22 protein-coding genes and 3 pseudogenes are annotated in these 26341 nt (G+C 68.9%); 10 read left to right on the top strand and 15 right to left on the bottom strand.

Going from position 1 to position 26341, the window contains the following annotated elements; translation table 11 throughout:
- Both ACFVGO_RS07880 and ACFVGO_RS07875 read right to left on the bottom strand, forming a co-directional pair.
- A partial coding sequence (locus ACFVGO_RS07880; RefSeq protein ID WP_380631089.1) for a peptidoglycan DD-metalloendopeptidase family protein occupies positions 1-841 on the bottom strand: 841 nt, incomplete at its 3' end.
- Positions 842-852: 11 nt separating this feature from the next.
- Positions 853-1836, bottom strand: a complete 984-nt coding sequence (locus ACFVGO_RS07875) for an alpha/beta hydrolase-fold protein (protein WP_380351023.1) — start codon at positions 1834-1836, stop codon at positions 853-855.
- Positions 1837-2124: 288 nt separating this feature from the next.
- On the opposite strand from ACFVGO_RS07875, the gene ACFVGO_RS07870 reads away from it, so the two are divergent.
- Positions 2125-2421, top strand: a complete 297-nt coding sequence (locus tag ACFVGO_RS07870) for a hypothetical protein (protein ID WP_380351022.1) — start codon at positions 2125-2127, stop codon at positions 2419-2421.
- A 27-nt stretch (positions 2422-2448) separates the two neighbouring features.
- On the top strand, positions 2449-4980 hold the full coding sequence (locus ACFVGO_RS07865) for a collagenase (protein ID WP_380631088.1): 2532 nt from the start codon (positions 2449-2451) through the stop codon (positions 4978-4980).
- Here the strand turns inward: ACFVGO_RS07865 and ACFVGO_RS07860 are convergent.
- On the bottom strand, positions 4932-5420 hold the full coding sequence (locus ACFVGO_RS07860) for a hypothetical protein (protein ID WP_380631087.1): 489 nt from the start codon (positions 5418-5420) through the stop codon (positions 4932-4934). The genes ACFVGO_RS07865 and ACFVGO_RS07860 overlap by 49 nt on opposite strands.
- 85 nt (positions 5421-5505) lie before the next feature.
- The gene (locus ACFVGO_RS07855; RefSeq protein WP_380631086.1) at positions 5506-7242 is read right to left on the bottom strand and encodes an amidase; all 1737 of its coding nucleotides are present in this window, start codon (positions 7240-7242) and stop codon (positions 5506-5508) included.
- On the opposite strand from ACFVGO_RS07855, the pseudogene ACFVGO_RS07850 reads away from it, so the two are divergent.
- The 4 genes and pseudogenes from ACFVGO_RS07850 to ACFVGO_RS07835 all read left to right on the top strand — a co-directional run.
- Positions 7231-7416, top strand: a pseudogene (locus ACFVGO_RS07850) (hypothetical protein); the annotation flags it as partial. The gene ACFVGO_RS07855 and the pseudogene ACFVGO_RS07850 overlap by 12 nt on opposite strands.
- Positions 7389-8018 (top strand): TetR/AcrR family transcriptional regulator C-terminal domain-containing protein, encoded by a 630-nt coding sequence (locus tag ACFVGO_RS07845; RefSeq protein ID WP_359897893.1) that lies wholly within the window; start codon positions 7389-7391, stop codon positions 8016-8018. The pseudogene ACFVGO_RS07850 and the gene ACFVGO_RS07845, both read left to right, overlap by 28 nt.
- Before the next feature lie 392 nt (positions 8019-8410).
- Positions 8411-9289: a DUF6924 domain-containing protein gene (locus ACFVGO_RS07840; protein WP_380631085.1), complete on the top strand. Its 879-nt coding sequence runs from the start codon at positions 8411-8413 to the stop codon at positions 9287-9289.
- Positions 9286-9864 carry a DUF5994 family protein gene (locus ACFVGO_RS07835; RefSeq protein WP_380631084.1) on the top strand — a complete coding sequence of 193 codons (579 nt, stop codon included), beginning with the start codon at positions 9286-9288 and terminating at the stop codon, positions 9862-9864. The genes ACFVGO_RS07840 and ACFVGO_RS07835 overlap by 4 nt, the downstream gene beginning before the upstream one ends.
- Positions 9865-9909: 45 nt before the next feature.
- Here the strand turns inward: ACFVGO_RS07835 and ACFVGO_RS07830 are convergent, their stop codons facing one another.
- Positions 9910-10161 carry a hypothetical protein gene (locus ACFVGO_RS07830; RefSeq protein WP_359897889.1) on the bottom strand — a complete coding sequence of 84 codons (252 nt, stop codon included), beginning with the start codon at positions 10159-10161 and terminating at the stop codon, positions 9910-9912.
- A gap of 120 nt (positions 10162-10281) precedes the next feature.
- A pseudogene (locus ACFVGO_RS07825) lies at positions 10282-10464 on the bottom strand (ribonuclease BN); the annotation flags it as partial.
- Between ACFVGO_RS07825 and ACFVGO_RS07820 the strand changes: the two are divergent.
- Positions 10424-10753 carry a hypothetical protein gene (locus ACFVGO_RS07820; protein WP_380631119.1) on the top strand — a complete coding sequence of 110 codons (330 nt, stop codon included), beginning with the start codon at positions 10424-10426 and terminating at the stop codon, positions 10751-10753. The pseudogene ACFVGO_RS07825 and the gene ACFVGO_RS07820 sit on opposite strands and share 41 nt — an antisense overlap.
- A gap of 547 nt (positions 10754-11300) precedes the next feature.
- On the opposite strand, the gene ACFVGO_RS07815 is transcribed toward ACFVGO_RS07820, so the two are convergent.
- Both ACFVGO_RS07815 and ACFVGO_RS07810 read right to left on the bottom strand, forming a co-directional pair.
- Positions 11301-11537 carry a hypothetical protein gene (locus tag ACFVGO_RS07815; protein ID WP_380631083.1) on the bottom strand — a complete coding sequence of 79 codons (237 nt, stop codon included), beginning with the start codon at positions 11535-11537 and terminating at the stop codon, positions 11301-11303.
- Positions 11538-11577: 40 nt separating this feature from the next.
- Positions 11578-14826, bottom strand: a complete 3249-nt coding sequence (locus ACFVGO_RS07810; protein WP_380631082.1) for a CHAT domain-containing protein — start codon at positions 14824-14826, stop codon at positions 11578-11580.
- A gap of 337 nt (positions 14827-15163) precedes the next feature.
- Here ACFVGO_RS07810 and ACFVGO_RS07805 point away from each other — a divergent pair, with 337 nt between their 5' ends.
- Together ACFVGO_RS07805 and ACFVGO_RS07800 are read left to right on the top strand one after the other, a co-directional pair.
- Positions 15164-15574: a hypothetical protein gene (locus tag ACFVGO_RS07805; RefSeq protein WP_380631118.1), complete on the top strand. Its 411-nt coding sequence runs from the start codon at positions 15164-15166 to the stop codon at positions 15572-15574.
- Positions 15574-17781 (top strand): caspase domain-containing protein, encoded by a 2208-nt coding sequence (locus tag ACFVGO_RS07800; RefSeq protein WP_380631081.1) that lies wholly within the window; start codon positions 15574-15576, stop codon positions 17779-17781. Before ACFVGO_RS07805 ends, ACFVGO_RS07800 begins: the two co-directional genes overlap by 1 nt.
- A 346-nt stretch (positions 17782-18127) precedes the next feature.
- Here ACFVGO_RS07800 and ACFVGO_RS07795 read toward each other — a convergent pair whose 3' ends face one another.
- From ACFVGO_RS07795 to ACFVGO_RS07775, 5 genes and pseudogenes are all read right to left on the bottom strand, one after another.
- The gene (locus ACFVGO_RS07795; protein ID WP_380631080.1) at positions 18128-20092 is read right to left on the bottom strand and encodes a DUF3732 domain-containing protein; all 1965 of its coding nucleotides are present in this window, start codon (positions 20090-20092) and stop codon (positions 18128-18130) included.
- Complete coding sequence (locus tag ACFVGO_RS07790) at positions 20089-20565, bottom strand: three component ABC system middle component (protein ID WP_224273519.1); 477 nt, start codon at positions 20563-20565, stop codon at positions 20089-20091. The genes ACFVGO_RS07795 and ACFVGO_RS07790 overlap by 4 nt, the downstream gene beginning before the upstream one ends.
- Complete coding sequence (locus ACFVGO_RS07785) at positions 20562-21779, bottom strand: ABC-three component system protein (RefSeq protein ID WP_380631117.1); 1218 nt, start codon at positions 21777-21779, stop codon at positions 20562-20564. Before ACFVGO_RS07785 ends, ACFVGO_RS07790 begins: the two co-directional genes overlap by 4 nt.
- 338 nt (positions 21780-22117) lie before the next feature.
- Positions 22118-22477: pseudogene (locus tag ACFVGO_RS07780) on the bottom strand (NAD(P)-dependent oxidoreductase); the annotation flags it as partial.
- A 22-nt stretch (positions 22478-22499) separates the two neighbouring features.
- Complete coding sequence (locus ACFVGO_RS07775) at positions 22500-23153, bottom strand: TetR/AcrR family transcriptional regulator (protein ID WP_359897887.1); 654 nt, start codon at positions 23151-23153, stop codon at positions 22500-22502.
- A gap of 173 nt (positions 23154-23326) precedes the next feature.
- On the opposite strand from ACFVGO_RS07775, the gene ACFVGO_RS07770 reads away from it, so the two are divergent.
- Entirely contained in the window at positions 23327-24292 is a 966-nt protein-coding gene (locus tag ACFVGO_RS07770; RefSeq protein ID WP_380631079.1) for an alpha/beta hydrolase, read from the top strand.
- A 39-nt stretch (positions 24293-24331) separates the two neighbouring features.
- Here ACFVGO_RS07770 and ACFVGO_RS07765 read toward each other — a convergent pair whose 3' ends face one another.
- The gene (locus ACFVGO_RS07765; RefSeq protein WP_380631078.1) at positions 24332-24859 is read right to left on the bottom strand and encodes a hypothetical protein; all 528 of its coding nucleotides are present in this window, start codon (positions 24857-24859) and stop codon (positions 24332-24334) included.
- Positions 24860-25414: 555 nt separating this feature from the next.
- The gene (locus ACFVGO_RS07760; RefSeq protein WP_380354095.1) at positions 25415-26155 is read right to left on the bottom strand and encodes an alpha/beta hydrolase; all 741 of its coding nucleotides are present in this window, start codon (positions 26153-26155) and stop codon (positions 25415-25417) included.
- Positions 26156-26341 lie beyond the last annotated feature (186 nt).

Raw genomic sequence — 26341 nt, 5'->3', positions numbered from 1 at the left:
CCGCGATGTCGTGGCCTCCGGTGCCGAAGTCCTCCCAGCCGGACCAGGCGCCGGAGGGCTGGAGCTGGTAGCGGTGCTGGAGGGTGGAGCCGTTGATCGCGAACACCTCCAGTCGGCCGTCGGCGTTGGGGCCGATGGCGAGTTCCGCGCCGGCGGGGCCGCCGAGGTCCTCCCACTCCGACCAGGCGCCGTTGATCGCGGTCTGCCAGGCGTGCGAGACGCCGTTCGCGCCGGCCGCGAACACTTCGAGGCGTCCGTCCGCGGACCGGGCCGAGACCACCCGGCCGGACTCCGCCGGATACACCAGCGGGGCCGGGCGGGGGCCGCTTCCGGGGACACAGGGCACGGTGACGCCGCGCTCCGCGAGATAGGGCTCCGGGTCCGTGCGCATGGACGCGTTCGGGTCGGCCCAGACCCGCAGGTGCAGGTGCGGGCCCGTGGAGTTGCCCTCGCTGCCCATCAGCGCGATCTGCTGGCCGGCCGTCACGTCGTCGCCCTCGAACACGTCCCGCCGCTGCATGTGCCCGTACTCGGTGATGGTCCCGTCCGGATGCAGGATGCGGATCCACTGGCCGTAGTCGGGCGTCGTGCCGGAGAGGACGACCCTGCCGTCGCCGGCCGCGTAGATCGGGGTGCCGTAGTCGTTGGCGATGTCGATGCCGTTGTGCTCCTGGGAGTAGTGCTGGGAGATCTGACCGCGGGCCGGGCAGGCCGCCGCGAACCCGGCGGCCAGGGCGGGCGCGGCCAGCGTGGGAGCGGCCGCGGCGGGAGCGGCCGGCACGGTGAGCGGCAGCAGCAGGGCGGCCGCGGCCCGGGTCGACCACGAGGTGAGGGAGACCATCGAAGTGCCCCTCACGCCTTGCGCAGGCGGCCGATGATGCCGTCGATGTCGCGCTGCATCATGTCCGGGCGGATGAAGTGGCCGCCCGACTCCTCGTGGGCCTCGTAGGGGATGCCGGCGCCGTCGAGCAGGGCGCGGAACTCCCGCTGGCCGGCCAGCACTTCGGTCTCGTTGAAGGTGTCGAAGGGGTTGGTCGGGTCGGGGCTGGTGCCGGCGACCAGGAAGATCCGCTTGTTGCGGTAGCTCTCCAGGCGCTCGACCGGGTTGTCGGCGGTCACCCTGGCCTGGTCCCACAGCGGCATGCCGTAGATGCTGCCGCCGGCCAGGTCCTGCACGGCGGAGGAGACGTTGGCCCAGTGCGCGAGCGCGCCGCTGTGGAGGCGCAGGCTGGCCGGGCCGGAGTGGGCGCTGACCGAGGCGAAGTGGCCCCAGTACTTGGCGGCGTACTTCAGGGCGCCGAAGCCGCCCATGGAGAAGCCGGAGACGGCGCGGCCCTCGGGCTCGGCGAAGGTGCGGAAGTTGGCGTCGACCCAGGGGATCAGCTGGTTGATGTGGAAGGACTCCCAGTTGCGGGGGCCGACGTTGGTGCTGACCGGGTTGGAGTACCAGCCGGCCTGCCCGCCGTCGGGCATCACGACGATCAGCGGCTTGCCGATGGTCCAGTCGCGGACACCCCGGCGGTCGAACTCGATGAAGTCCTGGAGGCCGCCGTGCAGCAGGTAGAGGACCGGGTAGGTGCGGCCGCTGGTGTGGTAGTCGTCGGGAAGCAGCACGTTGACGGCCGGCTCCCAGCCGATCTCGGCGGTCCGGAAGCGGTAGTACCACATCCGGGCGTCGCCCTCGTTGCGGTCGGAGATGTGCAGGCCGAAGCCGTCGTCGGCCGCGCGAGCGGCAGAGGCAGTCGCGAGGACGCTCGCGCCGCCGAACGCCAGCGCGGCGCCGAGCCCGCCGGCGGACTTGAGGATGCTCCTGCGGGTGGGGTTGTTCGCGGTCACCGTGACCTCCTGAAGGCGCGTGATGGCGGCCCGTCCGGACCGCCGGAACTCCGACGGTCCGGACGGTAGCCACGCGCCGCAGGGCATGGGAACCCGGAACCATACGGACTGACAGCGACGGCTCCGGGCGTGGAGACTGAGGGGCTGTTGTCCGGACTCGAGGAGCGTGTTCTCGCCCGGTCATATCGGTGACCTGGCCCAGGTCATCCCATCCGAGTTGGTGGATGCGGTACTGGAGCGAGATCGGAGCGCGCGAGTGACGACGTCGGCGCCCCCTGTCGCGTCGAGGTGGACTTCGTGCTCGCACTCGGAACGTTCGAGCATCTGGGCACCGGACTGCTGTGGGGAAAGATCCCGGCCGGACTGGCCGCCGGGGTGCCGCAGCCGTCGGAGAAGGCACTTCGTGATCTGCGTCGGCGAGTCGGGGTGGCTCCGCTCAAGCGCCATGCTTGCCCCATTGCGAGATGTGACATGTCACGCCCTATTGATGGCATGTCAGGGGCCGTGAGAGCATGCGTTCGACGCGCCCCAGCCGCCTCCCCCTTCCCCCGCCTGCTGCGCGCCCGTCTGCCTTCCCCCCACTAAGGAACGACGTTGCGCCTGCCCTCACGCATGCCCAGACTGCTCGCCGCGATCGCGGCGGGCACGGCTCTCCTCGGCCTGGCCGCCGGTCCCAGCCTGGCTGCCACCCCCACCGCCGAGGCCGCCTCCCGTACCCAGCGGGCCCCGGCCGGCTTCCTGCCGCCCACCGGCGCCGCCGCGACGGACCCCTCGGAGCACGGCGCACCGCAGAGCCGCCGGCTGACGCCCGAGCAGCTCCCGCCGCTCGGGCTGCCCGTCTCGCCCGAGTCCGCTTCCTCCGCAACCGCCTCGGCGAAGGCCTCACCGCAGGCGCTGTCCGCGGCCCCGCCGGTCGCCCAGTCGTGCACCCCGGCCGACTTCAGCGCCCGCTCCGGTGCCGCGCTCGTCTCCTTCGTCAAGGCTTCGGCGCCCAAGTGCATCGGCTCCCTGTTCTACACCTCCGGCTCGGAGGCCTCGGCGGTGTTCCGCCAGAGCCAGATGGCGACGATCGCCGACGCCTTCCGGGACGCCGCCGCCACCTACCCCGGGGACAACTCGACGAGCGCGTGGCAGCTCGTCCTGTTCCTGCGCGCCGGCTACTACGTGCAGTCCAACGACCCCCAGCGCATCCCGGGCTTCGACAAGTCGCTCACCGACGCGGTGGCCCGCGGCATCGACGCGTTCGTCGCCGGCCCGCACTTCACCGACGTCACCGACGCGAACGGCGAGGTCGCGAACGACGTCGTCATCCTCACCGACAGCGCCAAGCTGCAGGCCCGCTACCTCAGCACCTACAGGCAGGTGCTGAACGGCTACAACAGCTCGTACGACGGCTCCAGGAGCATGGTCACCCTCGTCAACAGCGTCTTCACCCCGCTGGACCGAGGCCACGACAACAACCCGGACTTCCTCGCCGCCGTCTCCGCGGACCCGAGCATCATCGACACCCTGAACGATTTCACCCTCAAGCACCGGGCCCTGCTCGGCACCGACAACGCGGTCCTGGACGCCAACGCCGCCCGCGTGCTCACCCGCTTCGTCAAGTACCCGGCCTTCCAGGGCAAGGTGCGGCCGCTGGTCAAGGCACTCCTCGACGGATCGTCGATCACCGGCCCGACCGCCCCGCTGTGGGTCTCCACCGCGAGCATGGCCGACTACCTCGACCCGGACCAGTGCTCCACCTACGGCATCTGCGACCTGAACAAGCGGCTGATCGCGGCGTCGCTGCCGGTCCGCCACACCTGTGATGCCACCCGGACCATCCTGGCCCAGGACCTCACCCCGGCAGACCTCGCCGCCGTCTGCGCCGACCTCAAGGGCGAGGACGCCTTCTTCCACAACCTCGTCCGCGACAACGGCCCCATACCCGGCCAGTACGAGTCGTCCGTGCAGATCGCCGTGTTCGCCGACAAGGCGAACTACCAGACCTACGCCGGAGCGATCTACGGCGCCAACACCAACAACGGCGGCATCACCCTCACCGGGACACCGACCGACCCGGCCAACCAGCCCGTCACCATCATGTACCGGCACCCCACCGACAACGGCTTCACCGCCCGGATCTGGAACCTCAACCACGAGTACGCCCACGTCCTGGACGCCCGTTACAACCTCAAGGGCGGCTTCACCCAGCAGACCAGCGTCCCCGACCTGTGGTGGATCGAGGGCGTCGCCGAGTACGTCTCCTACACCTACCGCGGCGTCACCGACACCAACGCGGTGATCCAGGCCCCCAAGCACACCTACCCGCTCAGCACCCTGCTCCAGAGCACCTACCTCAACAGCGACTCCACCCGCGTCTACCACTGGGGCTACCTCGCCGCCCGCCACATGATCGAGCGGTACCCGAGCGTCGTCCAGGGCATGCTCCACTACTTCCGCACCGGCGACTACGCCCAGGGCTACGCGTACTACAACGCCATCGGCACCCGCTACGACGCCGGCTTCAACACCTGGCTCGACACCTGCGCCACCGACACGTGCCTGAGCGCGGGCACGCCGACCGCCGCCTTCGACAGCACCGTCACCGGCCTGACCGCGCAGCTGACCGACCGCTCCACGGTGACCGGCGGCAAGGGCACCATCACCTCCCGCACCTGGAACTTCGGCGACGGCACCACCTCCACGGAAACCGCTCCGTGGAAGACGTACGCCACGCCCGGCACTTACACCGTCACCGTGACCGTCACCGACAGCAACGGGAAGACCGCCACCGCGGCCAAGTCCGTCACGGTCGCGGCCCCCGCCGCTCCCACCGCCTGCACCGGGGCCGACTCGCGGGCCATGGACCGCAACTGCTTCCGGACCGACCGGTCCGCCGCCGCGGGCGAGCAGGACAAGCTGTACATCTACATGCCCGCCGGCACCGTGACCCTCAACGTCACCACCACCGGCGGCACCGGCACGGCCTACCTGTACTACAGCGCCGACACCTGGGCCTCGAACACCGCCTACACCGCCTCCTCCACCAAGAGCACCGGCGCTCAGAGCATCACCGTCACCAACACCACCGCCGGCTACCGCTACATCACCCTCTACGGCAAGACCGCGTTCAACGGCGTCACCGTCACCACCCAGTACTGACCCCCGGCACACCGGCGCGAACATCCCCGCCGCAACACCGGACGGGGGCGTTCGCGGCCGCGTTCGGCCAGGTCGACGGGGTGCGGTGTCAGGTCTTCGATCTCGCCGCGGGCCAGGGTGAGCGGGGCCGCGCTGATCCGCCGGGCTGTCGCCGTGCCCTGGCCGAGGCGCTGCAGTGACCGTCGGCCGATCCGCCAGGCGAGCAGCGCGGCGACGACGGTGAAGGCGGCGAGCAGCAGCGAGCGCGTGAGCAGGTCGCCGAGGACGGTGTGCTGGAAGTCCTCGAGGCGCCGGGCGGGGCTGGTGACCGCGGCGGGGGTCTCGAAGCGGGTCCGTCGGTGCGGAGGTGGGCGCCGACGGCGCCACCACCACCTGCGGCTCGGCTCAAGGTTCCGAACCGACCCGCCGATGGAGCGAAGAGCCGGAGAGGCCGCCTCCACCTGCTGGTGGAAACGGCCTCTTCGGTCTGTGAAATCGCGGTCGGGTGGGCGTGAACCCGCGAACCCTCGGCTCCCGGGCGGTCCGTCAGCCGGCCGGAAGGCGCGGGGTGCGCGGCGGTTCCGTGCGGCGGCGCCCGGTCGTCTCGAAGGCGGCGGCGAGCTGGAGCAGCAGGTTGTCGTCGTAGGCGCGGCCCGCGAAGGTCAGCCCCACCGGCATGCCGATGTCGGTCATGGTGCCCATCGGCACGGTCACGGTCGGGATGCCGAGGTGGCGCGGGACGAGATTGCCGTTCGCGACCCACACGCCGTTGCGCCAGCCGAGGTCGGCGGAGGCCTCGTTCACGTCCATGTCGGCCGGGCCGACGTCGGCGACGGCGGGGAAGACCACGGCGTCCAGGCCGAGCCCGTCCATCCACTGCTCCAGGTCGATCCTGCGGGTCTCCTCCAGGCCGCGCAGGCCCTCTTCGAGGTGCGGCATGTCGGTGAAGGACGCGTACGGGCGCTCGCGAACGAAGCGCGGGTAGTCGCCGATCGTGTCGTCGAAGCCGGCGTAGCGGTCGGGGAGTTCGCCCTGGTGCTTGGGGAAGATGCGGTCGCCGTCGACCTCGGTCAGGGTGGCGAGCCGCGGGTCGCCGTTGGCGCGCAGGAAGTCGTCCCATGCCCAGGCGGACAGGTCCTCGATCTCGACGGCGAGGAAGTCGCGGCCGACCAGGCCGCGGGTGGGCAGCGAGGGCGCGCCGGGGCGGTCGGACTCGTAGTTGGTCACCACGGGGAAGTCGACCTCGACGACCTCGGCGCCCGCGGCCTCCAGGTCGCGGCGGGCGGCCTGCCACAGGGCGATGACCGAGGCGCGGGTGTCGATCCGCTGCCCGGTCTGGCCGCCGATGCCGCCGTCGGGGTTGGTCCCGGCGTCGGGGTCGGCGTTGATGTACATCCCGGGCACGCCGACGCGCTTGCCGGCGAGCGTCGCGCGCGCCGCCGCCGCGTCCGCCGGGGCCAGCGCCGGGTAGGAGGCCGGACGGACCCGGGACGGTGCGGGGAGTCGCACCCAGGGCTGGGACCGCCACAGGTCGCCGCGGGTGTCCGGGTCGTCGGCGACGACGACGTCGAGCAGTTCGAGGAGGTCGGCCATGGTGCGGGTGTGCGGGACCACGACGTCCATCGTCGGCACGAGTGGCCAGTTGCCGCGCACCGAGATCACGCCGCGGCTGGGGGTGTAGGCGCACAGGGCGTTGTACGAGGCGGGCGCCCGGCCCGAGGACCAGGTCTCCTCGCCGAGGCCGAACGCGCCGAACGAGGCCGCCGTGGCGGTGCCCGAGCCGTTCGACGAGCCGGAGCCGTACGCGCTGGTCAGCCAGTCGGCGCTGTAGGGGCTCTCGGCGCGGCCGTAGACGCCGCGCTGCATGCCGCCGTTCGCCATCGGGGGCATGTTGGTCAGGCCGATGAGCACGGCACCGGCGGCGCGCAGCCGCTCGATGGCGAAGGCGTCGCGCTGGGCGACGAGGTGCTCGAACGCGGGTGAGCCGGCGGCGGCGGTCAGGCCCTTGGCGAGGTAGCTGTCCTTCGCGGTGTAGGGGATGCCGTCGAGGGGGCCGAGCGTCTCGCCGCGGGCGCGGCGGGCGTCGGAGGCCTCGGCGTCGGCGCGGGCGTCCGGATTCATCACGACGAGTGAGTTGAGCGCCGTGGTGGTGCCGGGCCGGTCGTAGGCCTCGATCCGGGCGAGGTAGGCGTCGAGCAGGGCGACCGCGGTGGTCTCGCCCTTCTCCAACGCTGCGCGCAGGTCGGCGATACCTGTCTCGACGACGTCGAATGCGCGGGTCATGCGGGTGCCTCCGTGGTCATGGTCGGCGCCGGCCGGGGTGTTCTCGGCCACGGGCTGCGCCCTCCTGATAAAACTAACTTTGTTAGCAACTGCTGTCGGTCTGGCACGATAGCTCCCGGACGCGGAGAGCGGAAGAGGGGATTTCGGTGGGCCGACCGAGCAGGGCAGTGCTGACCCGCGAGCGGATCGCGCGCGCCGCGCTCCAGGTCGTGGACGAGGACGGCGCCGACGGCCTGACCATGCGAGCACTGGCGGAGCGGCTCGGGGTCAAGGCGGCGTCGCTCTACAACCACATCCGGGGCAAGGACGAACTGGTCGACACGGTCTCCGAGCTGGTCAACGACGAGATCGACCACGCGCCGCTGGGCGATCCCGACTGGCGGGCCGGCCTCGCGGCGTACGCGCGCGGCTACCGCGCGGTCTTCCGGCGGCACCCGAACGCCGTCGCCCTGCTCGCCCGCCGCCGCGTCGAAGCGGCCAGCGCGCTGCGCGGCTACGACGCGCTGCTCGCCCTCCTCGGCCGGGCCGGCCTCGGCCCCGCGGACGCGGCGGAGGTCGCCGCGGCACTGGACTACCTGGTACTCGGCTCCGCGATGGAGACCTTCGCCGCCAGCTTCACCCGCGCACCGGCCGCGTACCGACCGCAGTACCCGGCGCTCGCGGACGCCCTGGACGGCTCCTTCGCCCGCGGCGGCGGCGCGACCGGCCTCGACGACCGCGGGTTCGAGCTGGGGCTCGGCCTGCTGCTCGACGGCGTGGAACGCCGTACACCGTAGGGCCGAGGAGGGTGTCGCGCCCGGGAGGGGCCGGAGGCTCCTGCCCTCGCCCGAGCGGAGGCCGGTGATGCTCTCGGGCCGGGTCTGCCGGGCGACGACGGGCGCGATCCTGCTCCGGACAACCCACGAGGCGCGGTGACGGCCAACGGATCGCAGGTTCGAATCCGGTCGTCCCGACCTGCAAAACTGCAGGTAGCAGGCCGTTTCCGGTTCTGGCGGGAGCGGCCTTGGCGCCAGCCCGTTGCCATCGTTGTCATGGGTGCCGTCCTCGCATCGTGCACCGCCTGCATCGCCGGGCCCCAGGGAACCGGTGGCGCCGTGATCGGGATGGTTCGCCGGCTTCGCGGTACGGTCGTGGGATGACTCAAGTGCCCAATTGATAGGGCGCGTTGGTGGTGCGTACCGACTTCTCCGGACCCACGTCGCGGGAGCGTCCGCGTGAGGCCTTGGCGGCCCCGAACGAGGACGGGTTCCTGCCCCACGTCGAACTTGTCGACGATCCCCGCTTCGCGGGCATGACCTGCGCCGAGGCGAGGAATCTGCTGCCGGGCGACCACCAGCACCGGTTCCTCGTCCTGGCGGACACGGTGACGCTGAGCTCGATCGGGCTGCCGGTCGCCGTCGTGGACCTGCGGGACGAGCCGGGGCGCTTCATCCGGGTCGTTGCCGCGGAGCTTCGGGGGATCGAGAACAACGTGTCGATCGCGAACATGGGCTTCGGCGAGTTCGCCGACGCCGTCGACGAGGACGGGGTGTCGTGGACCGTGCCCGGTGTCCCGCTGCTGCCGCGCCTGGAGCTGGAGCCGACGATGGCGCGGGCGGGCGTCCTCGACGGGGCCCGGTGGCCCTGCTCGAACCACGTCCTCGCCGACTTCCGGGCCTGGTCACCGCGCTCGGCGCCCACCTCGGGCGCATCGCCCGGGTCGGCCTCGACACCTCGGCCATGGCCGCGCCTCGACGACCGGGAACCGCACCCCGGCCGCGGAACTCCTGCTCGGCTGAACGGTCCGGGCAGACGCGGGCAGACGCGGGCAGACGCGGGCAGCGCCGCGTGCCCGGACCGCTCCCGCTCCGGCCGCTCCGGGCCGACGCGAGCCCGGCATCGGACCCGACCACCGCGGCCCTGTCGGGTCCGGGCCGAACCCGGAGTAGCCTGGGCATCACCGAAGGCACTTCGCATGCCGGCACCGGATACTGGCGTCGTCTCCGGCGAACGGCAAGGCCGGACCCGGCCTCTCGGCCCGGGTCCGGGGACAGGTCCCGGATCATGACCACGACCCTCGATCGTGCGACGACGCCCACCGCCCGGGATTCCACTGCACGGCTCTCCCTCACGCCCGGTGGCGTGCGGCCCGGCCGCCTGGACGGAGCCTGGTGGCCCCGCTCGCGTGATCTTCTTCTCGAACTCCCCGTCCTGGCCGCCGAAATCGACGAGCGGTGGGGCCGGATCACCCGGATCACCGTGAACCCCGCGCAGTGGCCCGTCATCCCCCGGCGCATCCCGGTCGCCGGGCACACCGTCCACGCGGGGTGGTTCACCACCGAGCAGGACCAGCACACGGTCGCGGTGTTCTCGTACGCCCCGCGCCGGCTGAACCTGCTGATCGTCCCGCCGGAGACGGATGCCGTCGATGCCGCCCGGCTGATGGCCGAAGCCGCCGACCCCGCGAACACCATGGCCGCGAGCGGTCTCCTCGCCGTGGAGACGCGAGGCGGCGCACAGCGGCCGAGGTCCGGTTCCGACTTCCTGCCGTCGGCCGTCACTCCCTCCGACGCCGTCGGCGAGGCGGACCGACGGGCGGATGTCGCCCGCAGCCGGGCCGCCTCCTGGCCGGTACCCGCGTAGCCGGCGGGACGGCAGCCGCCCGCTCCGGCCGCGGGGCCGCGTGTGTCACTCGCGGGACCACTCGGCCTCGGCGTGCGGCGGGCCGGCGACACCGGCGCCCTCCCAGAGGCGGATCCTGATCGCTCGGGGGCCGGGCGCGGGCCGGGAGAGCGTACGCACGAACACCTCCCGCAGGTGGTTGGCCGCCCGCTGGGGCGGCCCGTTGTACTCCAGTGGATCCTGCACCGGAGCGCCGCGCTGCCGGGACCAGCGGCCGTCGTCGTCCTGCGTCTCCAGAACCCACCGGTACTGCCGCATCCTGACCTCCGTGCCGACGATCCCTGGCCCCGGACACGACGGTATGGGCCGGGCGGATCAACCGCGACCGGTGGACCGCGCCGCGGCCCGGTCTGCCGTCGGCCGCCGGCGGAGCGGGCCTCAGTCGTGTCGTTTCGGCGCGCGTGTCACGCGGAGGAGTTCCTCGTGGAGCAGCCGGCCGACCAGTGCGCCGCCGAAGACGACGATTCCCACGCCGACCAGCCACGACTGGATGACCAGGACGGTCCCGAACGAGCCATAGGTGACCGCGTTGGACGCGATCAGCGGCGAGAAGACGAGCCGGGGGCAGGCGGTAGGCTCCAGGCCTTCCTGGTTCCAGCACGCCCTCGCGCGCACCGGAGCGGCGGGCCTGACGGCCTTCGCCGGCGACGCGGCAGCAACCGTCCCGCATCTGACCGGCAGGCAGGGCCGCAAGCGGTACGAGGGCATCTCGCACGCCGCGATCGGCAGCGTCCAGGACGCGGACCACGAACTCCTCGGCGTCCCGTTCGTCGGCACCGACCACGTCCTGCGTCTCAACCGCACCCGGGCCAAAGCTGAAGGGTCTGCAGGTCTCGATCACAGGCAGTAGCTGTGGCGGGGCGGTCGACCCGGGGACCACTTTGGGACCACACCTGATGAGCGCCTATGGGTGCCGATGGTCCGAAACGGACACTTGTGCACGAAGTGAACATTGAGCAACTGTCAGCTCCACGTGTGGCGGCGATTCCGTCGAGAAGTCCCAACTCACTTGTTCCCCAGGATGGTTGGGCAGCAAAAAAGCTGAGGCCTTGAGAGCTCGGCTGTCGACAGTAGTTGAACCCCTTGACTGGGGGTCAAGGGGTCGCAGGTTCAAATCCTGTCGTCCCGACTGGGGTTCGCCCCATTGTCGCAGGTCAGAGGCCGTTTTCTCGTTCGCGAGGAAGCGGCCTCTGGCGTGCTCTGGGGCCTGCCTCTCACATTCGTCTCACGGTTTTCACGGTTCGACTCCGTGGGTGGAGGCTACTAGGCGCCGGGGGCTGGTGACTATTTGCGCTGTTCCTGCACGTATGTCCGATCTGTCGATCACTGCTATGGGCTCGCTGGTTGCTCGCCGTGATCGCATATTCTGGCTGAGACGTGCGCACTTGACGCTTCTGTCATCGATCAGGTGCGCGCCGATAGGTCCAGAGGCTGCCCAAGTGCCGGATGAGTCGGTGGATGATGAGGCGGCCGCAGCTAAGTTCGTCTCGCGACACGAGGTGCAGCCGCTCCTGGCGTGGCGTCAGGTGCCTGGGGTGGCGAAAATCCAGGGTCGGGCGGATGGCCTCGCCGTAGAGGGTGGCGGTGCTGATGACCGAAATGGTCTCGTCGCCGGTCGGGGCGCTGGTGACCATTAACCGCTGACGGGCTGCTGCGAGGCCACGGCGGTTGTTCCTACTCTGGGCCCAGATGTAGGTACGGAGCCCAGCGGGTCGGATCGTCAGGGGTCCTGCGGCGCGCCTCGAGTGCGGCGCTACGCAAGGCTGCGGCCGAGTCCTTCAGACGGAGGCCGCCGGAGCCCCGAGTCTCGAGCAGATGGTCATAGACGGCGCGGGTTAGGTCGACGGTGCTGGTGTCGTACACGGGCCACAGAGTGGCGATGACGTGCCGGTAGCCGGCGAGTTGCAGGGCGGATCCGACGCTGAGGCACTCGTCGAAGCCGTCGCCCGTGGAGCTGTAGGTGGCGCAGGCGGAAACGAACGCGAGTGCGCCGTCTGGGACGTCCGCAGCGGCGATCTGGCGGGCGGTCAACGGGCCGTCGTGGAGCAGGAGGCGCCCCCCGTCGTGGGTGTGCGGTGCGCGTTCGCCGTGGCAGGAGAAGTGGGTCCAGGCGTGGTCTTGCATGGCGGCGGTGACGGCATCGATAGTGGCGGCCTGTTCGGCGAGCAGATGGTGCTCGGGGCATCGGCGGGTGAGGTCGCCGATCTCCGCTTGGGCGCCCGGCAGGTCTCGCTGGTCGGGGGTGCTGGGCATCGCAACGATCAGCGGGCGCGGATCGGGCAGTACACCGATTCCGGGGCGGCTGCGCTGGTGTTGCAGCGCCCGCAGGGTCGGGGTGTAGGAGGAGGTGACACGGTCGAGGGCGCCGTCGTGGTGGTCCGCGTTCGGCGGATGGCCGGCTGCATGGAGGGGGAGGGCTGCCGCGGAGCCGGTCGGGCACCACCACAAGCGCGGAGCGCTAGCTGTGGGGTCGGCCGGCGAGGTGATCGCGAGGGCACGGAGGATCGGTGCGGTGACGGTCTCCCAGATCCGCGTGAAGGTCTTGGTGATGATGACGTGCGCCGGGCCGCGTGCCTGGGCTGCGGCTTGCGCGGTTCTGACGGCTTCCCGAAGGGTCTTGGCGTATCCGTCGACGTCGTCGCGGGTTAGTCCGGGCAGGGGGATCAGACCGAGGCCACGTGGGGTGATGGCGATCGCGTCGCACCGGTAGGAGCTGATGTTGACGATGACCACTGGGCCGAGTGCGCCTGCGTCCTGCAGGTCGACGAAACGTGGCGGGCGGAAGGCGTCCTCCAGGCCGGGGATCTGCCTGAGCTGGGCGACCAGCGCGTCGCGCTGCGCGGCAAGGGTGGTGCGGGTATCCATGGGCGACCGGTGGCTCGGGAGCGCGTAGTCCCGTTCGTCGGGCTGGCTTGAGACCGGCTGGGGCACGCGGGCGAGTGCGGTGCTGATTTCCCTCAGACGTTCGGCGTGCTCGGGCGCGCGGGCGTGGATGCGCTGGTAGGAGGTGTCGTCGTCGAGGGTCTGGGCGAGCAGGATTCCTCGGCCTTCTTCGAGGAGTTCCACCGCGTGCTCCAGGTCGCCGGACTCGATCGCCAGCGCAGCCGCGTCCTGTGGGAGGTGGGCCAGGCGCTGGAGGATCTCGGCTTGGGCTTCGTGATCCAGCCGGCTCCACGCTGCCTGGTCGATGAGCGAGACCGCCTGGGAGAAGGCTCTCAGCGCAGCGGGGGTGTCCCCAGACTCAGCTGTGGTGTAGCCGAGTTGCTCCGCGGCCTGGATGCGCATCAGTGTGGGGGCTTGGTCGTCGTCGGCTGCCTCCTGGTAGGCGGCCAGGGCCCCCGCACGGTCACCTGGGTTGCCGGTGAGGCCTGCGCGCAGGGTCAATGCCTCGGAGAGGACTTGAAGGCACTGGGCTCGCTGGGGATTCGGGGAGGGCAGGGCTTCCAGAGCCTCGGTACACACGGTGACCGCGCGATCGGCGTCGCCCACGTCCTTGGTCTGGTGGGCCCGGAGGGTGAGGCTGAGCGCCCAGTTGGCGATCCGCTTGCCGCGCTCGACATGACCAGCGGGGGTGGTTGCGACGGCTTCCTCGTGCAGCATGAGGGCTTCGGCTAGTGCCGTGTCATCGCCGCTGCGCTCGTAGTGGGTGTTGAGGTAGGCCCCGAGGTTCGACAGGTAGAAGCCGCGCTGGCCATGGGTGGCGGGGACCAGTGCAATCGCTTCGCGTACCGGGGCGGTGATCTGCCCGTACATGGACGGGTTGTCCCGGAAGGCGTGGTAGCGGGCGACGGATTGGGAGGAGAGCCTGGTCGGCCGGTTAGGATGACCGACCGGGGTGGCGGCGATGCCTTCGTCGAACCTCCACAGCGCCTCGTGCAGGCTGTCGGAGTCCCCGATGTGCTGGTACCGCAGCACCAAAGCCCCTGCCAACCCGCACAGGCTCCGCGCATATTGGGGATGCTCCGCGGCGCCGTCGACGGTCGCGATGGCCTGCCGGAAGACGTCGATGGCCTCGTTCAACCACGCCAGCTCTCCGGTCGCCTCGAAACGCGTCTGCAGAGCCGTGGCCAGGCTCATCAGGCTGCGCGGACGGTCGAAATGCCCCGACTGAGCTGCTTCCAACGCCGCGCGGTGGCAGGCGATGGTTTCCTCGAGGACGGTGAGGTCTCCGGTGCGGTCGTAGCAGATGCCCAGGGCGACGCCCAGGTTGGAACGGAAGATGGACAGCGGCTCACTGGAGGACACCTCAGCCAATGCCTTGCGGTGGTAGGCCACTCCAGCTTCCAGTGCTGCCGCGTCCCCCGTCCACTCGAACAGGCTCACGCTCGCGGTTCCCAGCCCGGCCCAGCGCGTCGCCCGCTCTTCGTCAGCGTTCGTCGTGCGCCGTACGGCGCCCTTGTGGACGCCGACTGCTTCCCGCAGGTCCGCTACGCTTCCCGTCAGCGCGGCCCGGGCAGCCAGAGCACTCCCAAGATCGGTCAGGTGCTGTGCGTACTCGGCGTCCCGTCGGTCCGTGCACGAGCATGCGCCACGACGGGCTGCCACGGCTTCATCGGCCAGGGCCAGATCGCCGCAGTGCTCGGCCTTGCGCAACAGAGCCCAGCCGAGCGTTCCCAGTGTTCGCGCCTTCTCCAGTCGCCGCTCAGGCTCAAGTACCCGCAGCTCCGCGCGCAACAGGTAGATCGCCTCATCGAGTGACTCTTCGCCGCCCTGGACCTCGAAGGAACGCACCAAAGCGCAGCAATAGTTGATCACCGCCGCCGCGCGCCGTGGATGTCCGGGCTGTAGCTCCATGGCTAGCTTCGCCCAGGCAGCTACCGCCTGGCCCAGCGCTGGCAGGCTTCCCTGGAGCCCGCGCTGAAGAAGCCTCCCGGCCACCTGCTCCTCGGCCGCCAGGAAGCGACCGACTCCCGGGTACGACATGGCACAGAGCCTATCCCTCCGCAGGCGACCGGTCGGCGGTGTGGCAGGGGCAAGACCACGAGCAGACGCGCTCCGCGCGCCCCACATGCAACGCCGGGTCCGTCGCTGCCCAACCGCGGTGCGCTGCATGCCCTGGCGTACCGTGCTCGCCGTGTCGGTAACGGCTGAATCTTCACCCGTTGACGAGAGTGGAGTACGGGCCAACGTGGCCCACTGCTGGCGAGTTGGGGCGTATCCTTCTGTCTAGGTTGAGAGCTGTGACGGGAGGGACGGGCTCGTATCCGCTCCTTGCTATGAGTAGTGGGCAGCAGAGGTGCTAGGGGGAGACAGCGTGGAGATGCAGATCACGGTCGATACGCAGGGCGACGACGCAGCGGCACACGATCTGTACTACTGGCTCCGGCAGGATCGGGAACTCCGGCGTTGCGCGGAGGTCGAATTGGCACAAGCCCCTGACGTTTCTGACCGCATGAATGCGGGCGAGATCATTAACATGTTCGTCAGCAATGGTATCGCCGCCGCGAGCTTGTTGGTGAACATCGTGGTCGCCTGGCGAGCAGCTCGCCCTTCGCCGCCTGGGGCCATTACTTTCGAACGTGACGGTATGACAGTAACCGTGCACGACGGGTCGGACGAAACCCTGCGCCGAGTCGCAGAACTGTTGGCTTCCGAGCCCTATGGCGGAGCCCCAGAGGCCACTGGCTCGGGGCAGTCGTCGACGTCGACGCCGTCGGTGTCAGGAAATTGATGATGGGGCTGGCCGGCCCCGGCGGAACCCGTGTGGTGTTGATCGGTGCGGACGAATATCGAAACTTCCCGGACTTACCAGCGGTGCACAACAATATCGGCAGGCTTGCGGAGCTCTTCAGATCCCCGCACATCGGGGGTCTACCTGCCGGACATTGCGTGACGGTACGTAATCCTGCCGGCGTCAAGGAAGTGCTCGATGCCGTCCATCAGGCAGCGAGTGAGGCGACGGACACGCTTGTGGTGTACTTCGCTGGCCACGGTATGCGGTCGCCCGATGGCTCTCTCTATCTCGCATTGGGGCATTCCGAGCAAGGCCGGAAGCTCTACGAGTCAGTGGCTTTCAACTACCTCCGTACCGAAGTGTTAGAAAGCGTGGCGTTCAGAAAGGTCGTGATCCTCGACTGTTGCTACAGCGGCGCCGCGCTGGAGGGGAACATGGGTGCGCTGGATGAGTTCGCGGATCAGACTGCCATCGAGGGCACCTACGTCATGACTGCCTCAGCTGCGACGCAGGCCGCCCGGGCTCCTGTGGGTGCGCATCTCACCGCGTTCACTGGTGAGCTCGTAACAGCCATTTCCGATGGCGTTCCAGATGCGCCCGACCCAATCGACATGAACTCCCTCTACCGGTACATCCGCGGCCGGCTGGAATCACGGGGCATGCCGGTACCCCAGCAACGGGCCGGCGACCAGGGGCACGCCATCGCGCTGTTCCGTAACAAGTGGAAGCCGCGTAGCCAGAATCCGACGATCGCAGCACTGCGTGAAGAGTGGTTCCACGAGATCCAAGTAGGGCTGCTTTGGCACGTAAGGGATGTCCCGGCGCTTGGCAAGGGCCGACTCCGCAACGACTTTGGCGAGCTCGGGCTCATCGGCTCCCTGCTGATCGCGAGGATCGCTGTCCAGCTTGCCCGGGGCGAGAGCACGGCCAACATCCGGGACATGCTCGTCTCCAGTCCAGTTTTCACCGCGCCAGGCCCCGATATTGATGAACTCACCGAGCTCATCGCTGCAGTCCAGTTCAGGTTCGAGCGCGACGGGCTGGCCAATACGGTTGTGGCTCTTGACGGCCTGGGACTGCTCCCCTGGAGTCCGGAGAGCACGTACATGCTGCTGCTTGAATACTGGGCTGCCCAGCGAGGTCGTACGGTGCCTCGTACACGTGTGGAACGTGAACTTCACGAGCTGTGGGACACCGCGGACTCACGTGTCCTCGCAGCACACTCCTCGCTGCCAGCCTTCCCGCTGGAGGCGTACCCCGACCTGTGGGAGAGGTTGAAGGACGAGCCGGACTTCCGTGTCGGCAACGTCGGTGCCTTGGCGCTCACCAAGCGTGGTGGCGGCGACCGTGCCTGGGAGCGGTGGATGTCCACCCGCCCCTGGAGCACTCTCAAGGCTCGCCACTTGGTTAGCCTCGGTGGAGATCTCGTCCGCTGCCAGGCTGCGCGGAGCGCCCTCAGCCGTCTCCTCGATCAGGCTCCTCCTGGCGATGAGTTCTGCGGGGTTCTCGAACGGGCCGAAAAGATCATCCAGGAGCAGTTGGAACACATCGGCCTGGCTGTGGAGGGCATGAGCGCCATCGAGTACGAGCTGCTACGCGAGCGCAGCCGGGACGAACACTTTCAAGATGGCTGCCTCGCCACGTTCGAGCAGCATCTCCTGAAGCAGTACCAGATCTTTTCCCTCCCTGATCACATAACAACACACGGCACCTGGGGACCTCTTCCTTGGTGGTCGATCGCCCTTCACGACGAACACGAACGACTGGCAGCGCAGGAGCTGCTCGTCCATGGCAGCATGCAGCTGAGCATCACGGTCAAGAGCCACGACGCTGACGAGCTTGTCATCACCTGCCAGGAGCCCGGGCCTGGATCCCCGCGAATCACAGCCCGATTCCGATTCGATCTCCGCGATGCTGTGCACGCCTGCGAGTTGCTACTTCTTGCCCGTCGGCAGTCCGTGGTGGTGGACTTCCTCACCGAACACATCGATGAGTTGGGCGATTGCAAGGTTAACCTCATCGGCACGTTGCCTATCGATATAGGCGGCGACATCGGAGCTACACTCGCCGACATCGCAACCCGCGCCCTGCGCCGACTCATGCCAGGCGCATCAGGGCCTGCCCTCTACGATGATGTGGTCCCGTCGCTCGAAAGACTTCTGAAGTCAGCGCGACTCCCCCAGATCTGCCGGCATCCGAGGTAGCGACCGAGCCTGCTGAGGCCACGCGCGTCATGGCCGTCGGCTTGCTCGCGGCTCTCGAGAGACGAACACGCTCAAGCCCGGCCTCCAGGGATGAGACAGGAGGAAGCGCGCAGTTCCGGCGGACATTCATGCAACGGTGTCCCTCTGCCACCAGAGTCCCAAGCGTCACCGAATGCCAGCAGCCTGAGCGCCGCGGGAATCGTGACCAACCAGCCCATTAATGGGCGAAATGCCCAGTTAGTGTTGCGATCCCGCGAGCTTTCAAGGAGCGCCATCACCCGCGCATAGCGGCCTGGCAGGGCCCCACGGACAGACCTCCTGGGGTGGGGATCCGCCCGGCCACTCATTAGCTGCCTGAGGGCGTGGACTCCATCCAGGTCGAGGGTACGAGTCCTGAATCGTTGCCGTAGCGCCAGCGTTCGACGACATGCTGGCTGAAGACTGGGTCGTCAAGGTCGGCGTGTTCCATGACGATGACCTGCATCTTGCCTTCGAGCTGCTGCAGCGTTCGGTGTATAGCCTCGTAAACCTTCAGTAGATGCGTGCGGTCGTTGGTCTGCAGGACTTCCTCGCCGGTCGGTTCCGCTGGGAAGTACACCTGCGACGGCTGGTCGAGGACCAAGACGTTGGGAACGGGGCTCTGGTGCCTGGTGAACCACTCATGGAGGCTGAGATGGGTGGATACGTGGTAGCCCAGGTGGTTCTCGGCACTCCCCATGTCCTTGAGCTGGACTGGTCCGTCGGTGGTGTCGGCGACCACAGTGAGCCGGTTGAGGTCGAGTCGGATGGGCGAGGTCGCGAAGTCCAGGTCTAGGCTCACGGCTTTCTCCCTGATGCCCTGGTTGATCAGGGACAAGAAGCTGGCGAGGCGCTCGTCCTGGGTGCTCCCGCTGAGCTGTTCCTCCAGCGCAGCGATCTGCTCGCGCAGCTCGTCACGGCGGTCGAGGACACGAGGCGCCGCGGCCTGCTGGGCGATCGTGTCGACGTAGAAGCTGATACGTCCCAGGACGATGGCGGCCCTGCGCAGGTCATCGGGTTCCTGTTGGGTCGTGCGCAGGCTCGAGGTGAGTTCTTGAACCTGTTCCTGGTTGCGGGCAAGTTCTGAGCGGAGCGTTTGCAGGCGGTCTTCCTGGTCAGCGATGAGCCGTCGGATAGCGGGGGTGTCGTTTCGGATGACCCCGAGATCGCGGTCGAGGAGGGCGAGGTCCCGTGTGAGGCCGGAGATAGTGTCGTTCGCCGAGGGGATGGTGCTGTCGCAGACGGGGCAGTGATGGACATCCCTGGCTTCTGTGTCCTGGCGAAGGAGGCCGAGGGACGTGAGGCGGGCACGCTGTTCGATGGCCTGGTTGCTGAATTCGTCGTTCTCGGCGAGGGCGCCCTTGAGGTCGGCGATCCGAGCCCGAGCCAGCGCGAAGTCCCGACGCAGATCCGCTCGGCGGTCGTGGAGGGACGCAAGGGGGTCGTCATCGGTCGTGTGGGGCCGCAGTGTGCCGCCGTGGGCCAGTTCATTGCGGAGACGACGGAGGATCTGAAGGACATCGTCTGCCGATTGCGTGCCGATCTGCTGGGGCAGCAAGCCGGATTCGATGGCTTCGATCAGGAGTGCCTGAGCCTGGCCGCTGGCGGGGGTTCGGCCTGCGGATACGGCGAGCTTGGCCTCGTTGTCGGCCAGGTCCCGGCGAAGGCTACGGAGCTTGTTGTGAACCAGGGCCTGCTCGGGATCGACCGCGCCGAGGAAGTACGGGACGACTCCCCGGATCGTGTTCGGCCTCCACTCCTCGCCCTGCGAGTGGAAGAGAACATCGGGGTTAGCGACTTCGTTCTGAGCCTGGAGGCAGAAGAAGAGGGCATGGCGGATGGACGGGGCTATGAGTGTGTTCTTGCCGACGGCCGGGACGCGGACGGTGTTGTCGATGCCGCAGAAGTCGCTCAAGTAGGCCTTGGCGGTGTCATCGGGCGTCGTGAAGCGAAGATCTTCCAAGGCTGGTGGCAGGCTGCCGGGGGCCTGGGTGAGCACACTCATCGTGGTGCTGGTCTTGGCGTTGTCCTTGGGCGCCTGACGGGCAACGAAGAGCTGCTCACCGGGCTTGGTGAGGGTGATGCCATAGGTGCTGACGTAGGTGCGGACCTTGCCCGCTTTGACGGGGTAGTCGGAGCTGGCGAGGCAGTAGTCGATGATCGTCAGCAGTGCGCTCTTTCCACGTCGGGAGTCACCCGTCACGATGTTTAGGGCGCCGAGTTGAAAGAAGACGGTACGCATCTGGCCAGGCTTCTTGCCGTAGATGGTGACCGATTGAATTTGGAACGTCACGGTTTGACTCCGAGAAGGGTCAGGACTGTGCTGAGGCTGCCCGTGCTGGGCAGCCAGCGCCCGAGGAACTGGGCGGCCTGCTGGATCGCGATGGTCTGATCGGTGGCTCCCTTGACCCCCTTGGTGGTGGGGCCCAGGGCCAGGGTGAGTCCCTCTGTTGTGGCCAGCAGGGTCCTGGTCTGGAGGGCAAACAGGACGCCGGGGCGAACCACGGCGGCGAGGGGGGCCGCGTTCCGGGTCATGGCGATGCGTACGCCGTCATTCGCCTCGAGCCACTTCATAAGTCCGCTGTTCAGGGTGCCCGGGAGGGCTGCCCTGACCGCGGGCTGAAGGGCCATGATCCCTGCCACGACGGCCACGGGCAGCGGGCAGGGGGAGTTGTACTGCTGTTCGTGCCCTTGGACGGCGCGGGTACAAAGGAGCGCAGTGAAGGCGGGGTTGTACAGGGCGCGCTCTTCGCGGCTGAGTTTCACCCAGGCACCTCGACGGGCTCAAGGAGCTGCATCAGGCGGGCGGCGAAGTCGGGGTGCCAACCGACTCGGCACTCGTCGGCGAGCATCTGGTAGGAGCCCTTGGTCACGAAGACCTCGTCGCATCCGGCGCGGATCTGGAAGCGGGCTTCTTGGTCGACCCATCGGTAGATGAGCTTGGCCTCGGCCTTCTTCTGCTCCTCGGTGGCCTCGGCGCCGAGTTCTTCCTCCATCACAGCGAAGCGGGCTTCCCACTCTTCCACCAGCCGACGCTCGTACTCGCCGATCTCACCCGGTCGCAGCAGGTTCTCGTTGGTCCATCGCGAGCGCTGCGCGAAGGCGCGCACGTAGTCTCGAACTGCGAAGCGGATGCGTGTGGAGCCCACGCCGATGAGCCCCAGTTGCCGGACGAAGATCTTCTCTGCCTGTTCCGTGGGGTCGCCGGTCATGAGGGTGATGTCGCCGTCGATCGGCAGATTGTCGTGCTGAAACTGTCGTTGGAGGCTACTGAATACCTCGTCGAACTCGACACCAGTGATAGGGCTGCCACCTGGCGTGCGCATCTGCTCGATCACGCGGTCGTAGAACCACCCCTCCAGCCGGTTCAAGAAGGCTCTGGCGGCGTCGTGGCCGGCGGCTACGGCGGCGAGGCGAAGCATCGCGGTCCGGACGTCGGCGATGTCCTCTGTGTCCCCGACGATCTGGACTCGCGCAAGCAGGGCGCTCTGCAGTGACTTGGCTATGCCGGTCAGCGCAGCGAATGACTTCAGGAGGTCTTGGCTCTTGGTCTTTGAGGCTCCGGCTGCAGCGCAGAGCTGTTTCAAGGCCCGCTCTTCGTCGCGGTGTCCCGTGTCGCGATGCTGGAGGAGATAGCCGACGCTGCCTACAGGCAACTCAGCTGTGGTGAGCAGGTAGAGGTTCGTCTCGTCCAGGTCGATGCGCCCTGCCGTGGCTGCCTCTGCCCAAATCCGGAGGGTCTTCCACAGATCCTTCGACGTATCGGTCAAACGCACGCCCTCGGCACGCTGTTTGAGCTGTAGAAGGTCGGTCACGGAGCCCACGTGCTGTTCGATGTCGTCGGCGGCCTCAACCGCGATGCTCCAGTCAGGGCCGGCGCTCATCCACTGCTCGAAGCACATGTGCAGAGCCTTGGCGAACTGGAACAAATAGCCCAAAGCTGACGCTGACGCTTCGTACTGCTCTCCGCCGTCTGCCATCACACCCCCAAAGCCAGACCGGTCCCGCGATCATTCCATGAGGTCGATGATCCGCGTAAGGGTGGGTGCAAACCGCGAAGCGTGCCGTACCAGGCAGACACGCCGCCGCAGGTGTGCCGGCGGGACTGATTGCTCCGATCAGCGACCAGGGTGGTCGCGATGTGGCTTGCCCTCTGCGGTGCGAGCGCCGTCCATCGGGCAGCAATGATCGTCGGCTGCGAGGCGTTCAAAAGGGCGAGTGAGTCCTAGATTGAGGCTGTGAGGCAAGTCACTCTCGAACCCCCAGTCGCCCAGTGCCTCTCACGTGCCTCTCACGGATTGGGCGTCACGAGGTGCTGTCAGGTGTCATGTGGCCTGGACGTGACAGGCCCTGACCTGCGACTTCTGGACTGAACGGACGGACCGTCACCCCCTTTCAGTCGCTGGGGGTCAAGGGGTCTCTGGCAAGTGGTGGGCGTCCGACTCTCCCGGCGCTTCGCTGTCTCGTGATGACCGGTCCGCTGAGTCCAGGGGCTGACGGCGGCGCGGGCGAAGCATTCGCCGATCTTGCCGGTGGCGATGACGCCGACGGTCATGCCGTGGATGTCGCGGCCGAGGAGGCCGTCGAGGCGGAAGCCGAACTCGCGGGTGCGGTCGGCGGCGCGGGTGAGGCGGCGGTTGGCGGCGGGGGCAAGGGTCCAGGCGTAGTCGGCGACCGCACGGCACCCACGGTCCGGCACGTCAGGGGAGCAGGGCCTCGATCCGGGCGAGGTGGGCGGCGAGGATCTCCTCGAATGCGGCGCGGCGGTCCGCTCCGAGGGGGCGGATGTCGCGGGCGAAGTGGGCCAGGGCGGGGAAGCGTTCGGGGTCGGCGCCGAGGACGGCGACACGGAACTGCTCCATGCCCTGCTCGTACTCCTCGGGGGTGACGGTGCTGATGCCGGCCTCGGAGGAGATCAGCGCGGCGAGGAGGATGACGATGCGGTGGTACCGCACCGCGACCTCCTCGTCGGGCAGGCCGGACGCGCGCAGGGCCTGCAGCAGTTCCTCCATGACCATGCGGGATCCGGTGCCGCCGGACCCGTAGCGTCCCCACACCGCGGCGAGTTGGAGTTGCTCGCCGAAGGCCTCGCGCAGGCGCAGGGCCAGGGCGGTGATGCGCTGCTTCCAGTCGCCCTCGGGGCGGTAGCCGTCCATGGAGGCCAGCAGGATCCGGTCGGCCACCGCGCGCAGCAGTTCGGTCTTGTTCCGGAAGTGCCGGTAGAGGCTGGAGGAGTCGGTTCCGAGGGCCGCGGCGAGTTTGCGCACGCTGAACGACTCGGCGTCGCTCGTGCGCAGCAGTTCCGCCGCCGTGTCCAGGATCTCCTCGGTCGACCATCGCCTTCGGCCGGTCATCCCGCCCTCCCGTCGCTCGTCCGGAGTCAGCCTAGCTCATGCACTTTCTCTTGTACTTGCTCATGCGCTTGCTTGTGCACTTGCTGTTGCACGCACTGCGTGCATAATCGGTGCAACGCACAGTCCGACCACAACGAGACCCCGGCACCCGGCCGGGAGGGGGAGAAGGACGCATGAGTGGGAGCGCTTTCGCGACACGGCCGTCGGAGCCGGATTACTCGGTGATCACGACCGAGGAACTGCTCGCCCACCGCGACACGGAGAACCGCTGGCGGGCGTCGGGCGCGGCTCGGGCCGTCCTCGGGAAACCCGATCCCGGCGCCGCGATCGCCTGGCAGCAGGTGGCGCTGCCCGGCCGTGACCTCCCGGTCCGGGTGTACCGGCCGCAGTCGACGGGGGAGGGCGAGGCCGGCACCCGAACCGACCTGCCACTCGTGGTCCATGTCCACGGCGGCGGCTTCGTGGGCACGGCGACCCAGTGCGACTGGGCCAACAGCCACCTCGCCGCGGCACTGCCCGCCCTCGTCGTCTCGGTCGAGCACCGCCTCCTCGCCCCCGGCAGCCCGCTCGCGGACGCCGCCGACGACGGCTGGGGCGTGCTGGAGCACGTGGTGCGGCATGCCGCGCAGTGGGGTGTCGACCCGGCGCGCACGGCCGTCTTCGGTGAGAGCTGCGGCGCGCTGATCAGCGCCTTGACGGCGATCAGGGCCAGGGAGGCCGGCGTGGAGCTCAAGGCGCAGGTGCTGGTCAATCCGGTGGCCGACGTGACCGGGACGGGGATGTTCGACCACCCCTCGATCGCCGAGTACGCGGACGACCCGACCCCGGCCCTGCCGCTGCTGCGGCTCTTCCAGCGGCTCGCCGTTCCGCCGGGAGCCGACGCTGGTGCGGTCTCACCGCTGCACGCGAACGACCTGAGCGGGCTCGCCCCGGCGCTGGTGGTGGTGCCCACCCGGGACGCGGTCGCCGACCACGGCCGCAGCTACGCCGAGCGGCTGCGCGAAGCAGGGACCCCCGTGCGGCTCTCCGAATACCCGGGAGCCAAGCACGCGTTCCTCACCCTGCCCGGCCTGGAACCGCAGGCCGAGGCCGCCCGGGCCGAGATCCTCGCGTTCCTCCGCGCGGCCCTGGCCGAGTGACGGAGGAACGACCGCCGACACCCGCAGAACGCCCTCGTATCACTCCTGGTAGCAGCACCCGCCGTACTCGTCGCAGTCGTATTCGAAGCCGTCGTCGGCGCCGTGGGTACGGATCAGCTTTTGGTCGTCCACGGGGCAGATCGGGGTGAACGACGGATTGACCTGGAGGAACGTCGAATCCTTCAGGGAGAATACGGAATTGACGACGTCGAGGCCGTGTTCGCGAATCCCTTGCTGAATGAAGTCGAATGCGTCGTAGACGTGGCCGCAGGCGCACGTGATCGGGGCGCATCTGAAGTTCGCGACCCTGACGCCCAGCTCCACTCGAATCCTTTCGGTCTCCTCAGGGGATATCGGGCGGAGCCCCGTGCGGCGAATCCGCTCCGGAGTCCAGAACCGCTCCTTGATGGCAGCGGACTGGGTGCGGGTCAGGTAGAACGAAGCCGAGATGCCACTCGTGATCGTGGCGATGACGATGTCCGCGACGGCTTCGTCGTCCGCCGCAGCCACCACCTTTCCGGTGGCGACTACCTTGTCGATTTCCGCTAGCAGCTTCATGGTGCCCACTTCTTGAATTCCTGCGATTCACCTGCGGTGTCCGCGAACTCTCGGTGATGCGCATCATTTCACTGTCTCGTCCGCCGGAGACCGGGTGCGGGTGAGGTTTCAGAGTCGGAGGGGGCCATCAGGCCTGTGGAGGTGCCTATTGTCAGTGTGCGACGTCCCGCGACCGCTCAGCAACCGGACCGGAGAGCCACCGTGACCGGCAGGATTTCCGGTTAATGGGTTGCAGATCTCCGGGACGGGGCGTCGGATCCCGGCCATTACAGCCCGGGCCCTCGGCCCCCAGGGTCCGCCGAGCGGAGCTGCCAGCAGGTTCATACGGGCTGGAGCCGGGTCCGGTTCGGCTGGTGGCCGGGCGCTGCTCCGATCGGGCGCTGCTCCGATCGGGCGCCGCTCCGATCGGGCCGGTACCGCTGATGGCTGGTTACCGGCCCGGTCGGGGCGGTTGTGCGCCTGCTGGCCGGCGCCGTCACGGAGAGCCCAGGCCGTCCTTGACGAGTGGTGTGCCGGCCGGCACCGCCTCCTGCCTACTGGTCCGGCCGCTGGTCCGGCCCGTGATCAGCGCAGGTGCCGGGCGAAGAACCCGGCCGCGTCCTCCCCGGCGAACTGCGGGACGCCCGTGTGCCCGCCCATGTTGGCGTGCAGCGTCTTCTCCTGGGAGCCGAAGGCGTCGAACAGGTCCAGGGACGCCTGCCGGTCGTTCCCTTCGTCGTCCCACTGCAGCAGGACGTGCAGCGGAACGGTGACCCGGCGGGCCTCCTCGAACATGGCGCGGGGCACGAAGCTCCCGGCGAAGAGGCCGGCGGCCACGATGCGCGGCTCGACCACCGCCAGCCGGATGCCGATGGAGATGATTCCCCCCGAGTACCCGACCGGGCCGCCGATCCCGGGTAGTGCGAGGAGGGAGTCCAGGGCGGACTGCCATTCCGGGACGGCCCGGTCGACGAGCGGGAGGATGAGGGCGTCGACGATCTCGTCACCGACCGGCTCACCGGCGGCCATGGCCTGCCGCAGGTCGGCGCGGGCCTGTTCGGCCGCGGCCCAGCGGGGCCGGTCACCGCTCCCGGGGAGTTCGATGGTGGCCGCGGCGAAGCCGTCCGCCGCGCAGCGTCGAGCCCGGGCGACCAGCCGGGGGTACATCTTGTGCAGGCCGAGCGGGGGGTGGCCGAGCAGGATCAGCGGGACCGGCTCGGACGCGGAGGCGGATGCGGGCGTCCACAGGATGCCGGGGATCTCGCCGAGGGTGAACTCGCGCTCGAGGATGTCGTCGTCGAGGCGCTGTTCGGAAGTGAAGTTCATGGTCGTGCCTTTCGGGAATGCGCTGGAACGGCGCTCCCGGACGACGACCTATCGCCCGACCGTGACCCCGGAGGAGAGCACCCACGTCGATACGTTCACGGGTACCACCTCCTTGTTCTCTCGCACGGCCTCCGGAAGGCTAGCAGATCGGCGGAAGCAACGGTCGACGAAGCGAACGCGCGTCCG

The organism is Kitasatospora sp. NPDC057738 (assembly GCF_042798815.1).
GTDB lineage: Bacteria > Actinomycetota > Actinomycetes > Streptomycetales > Streptomycetaceae > Kitasatospora > Kitasatospora lactacystinica.
Note: the sequence above shows the minus strand (reverse complement) of the source record. Positions and strands in the feature narration are given on the sequence as shown.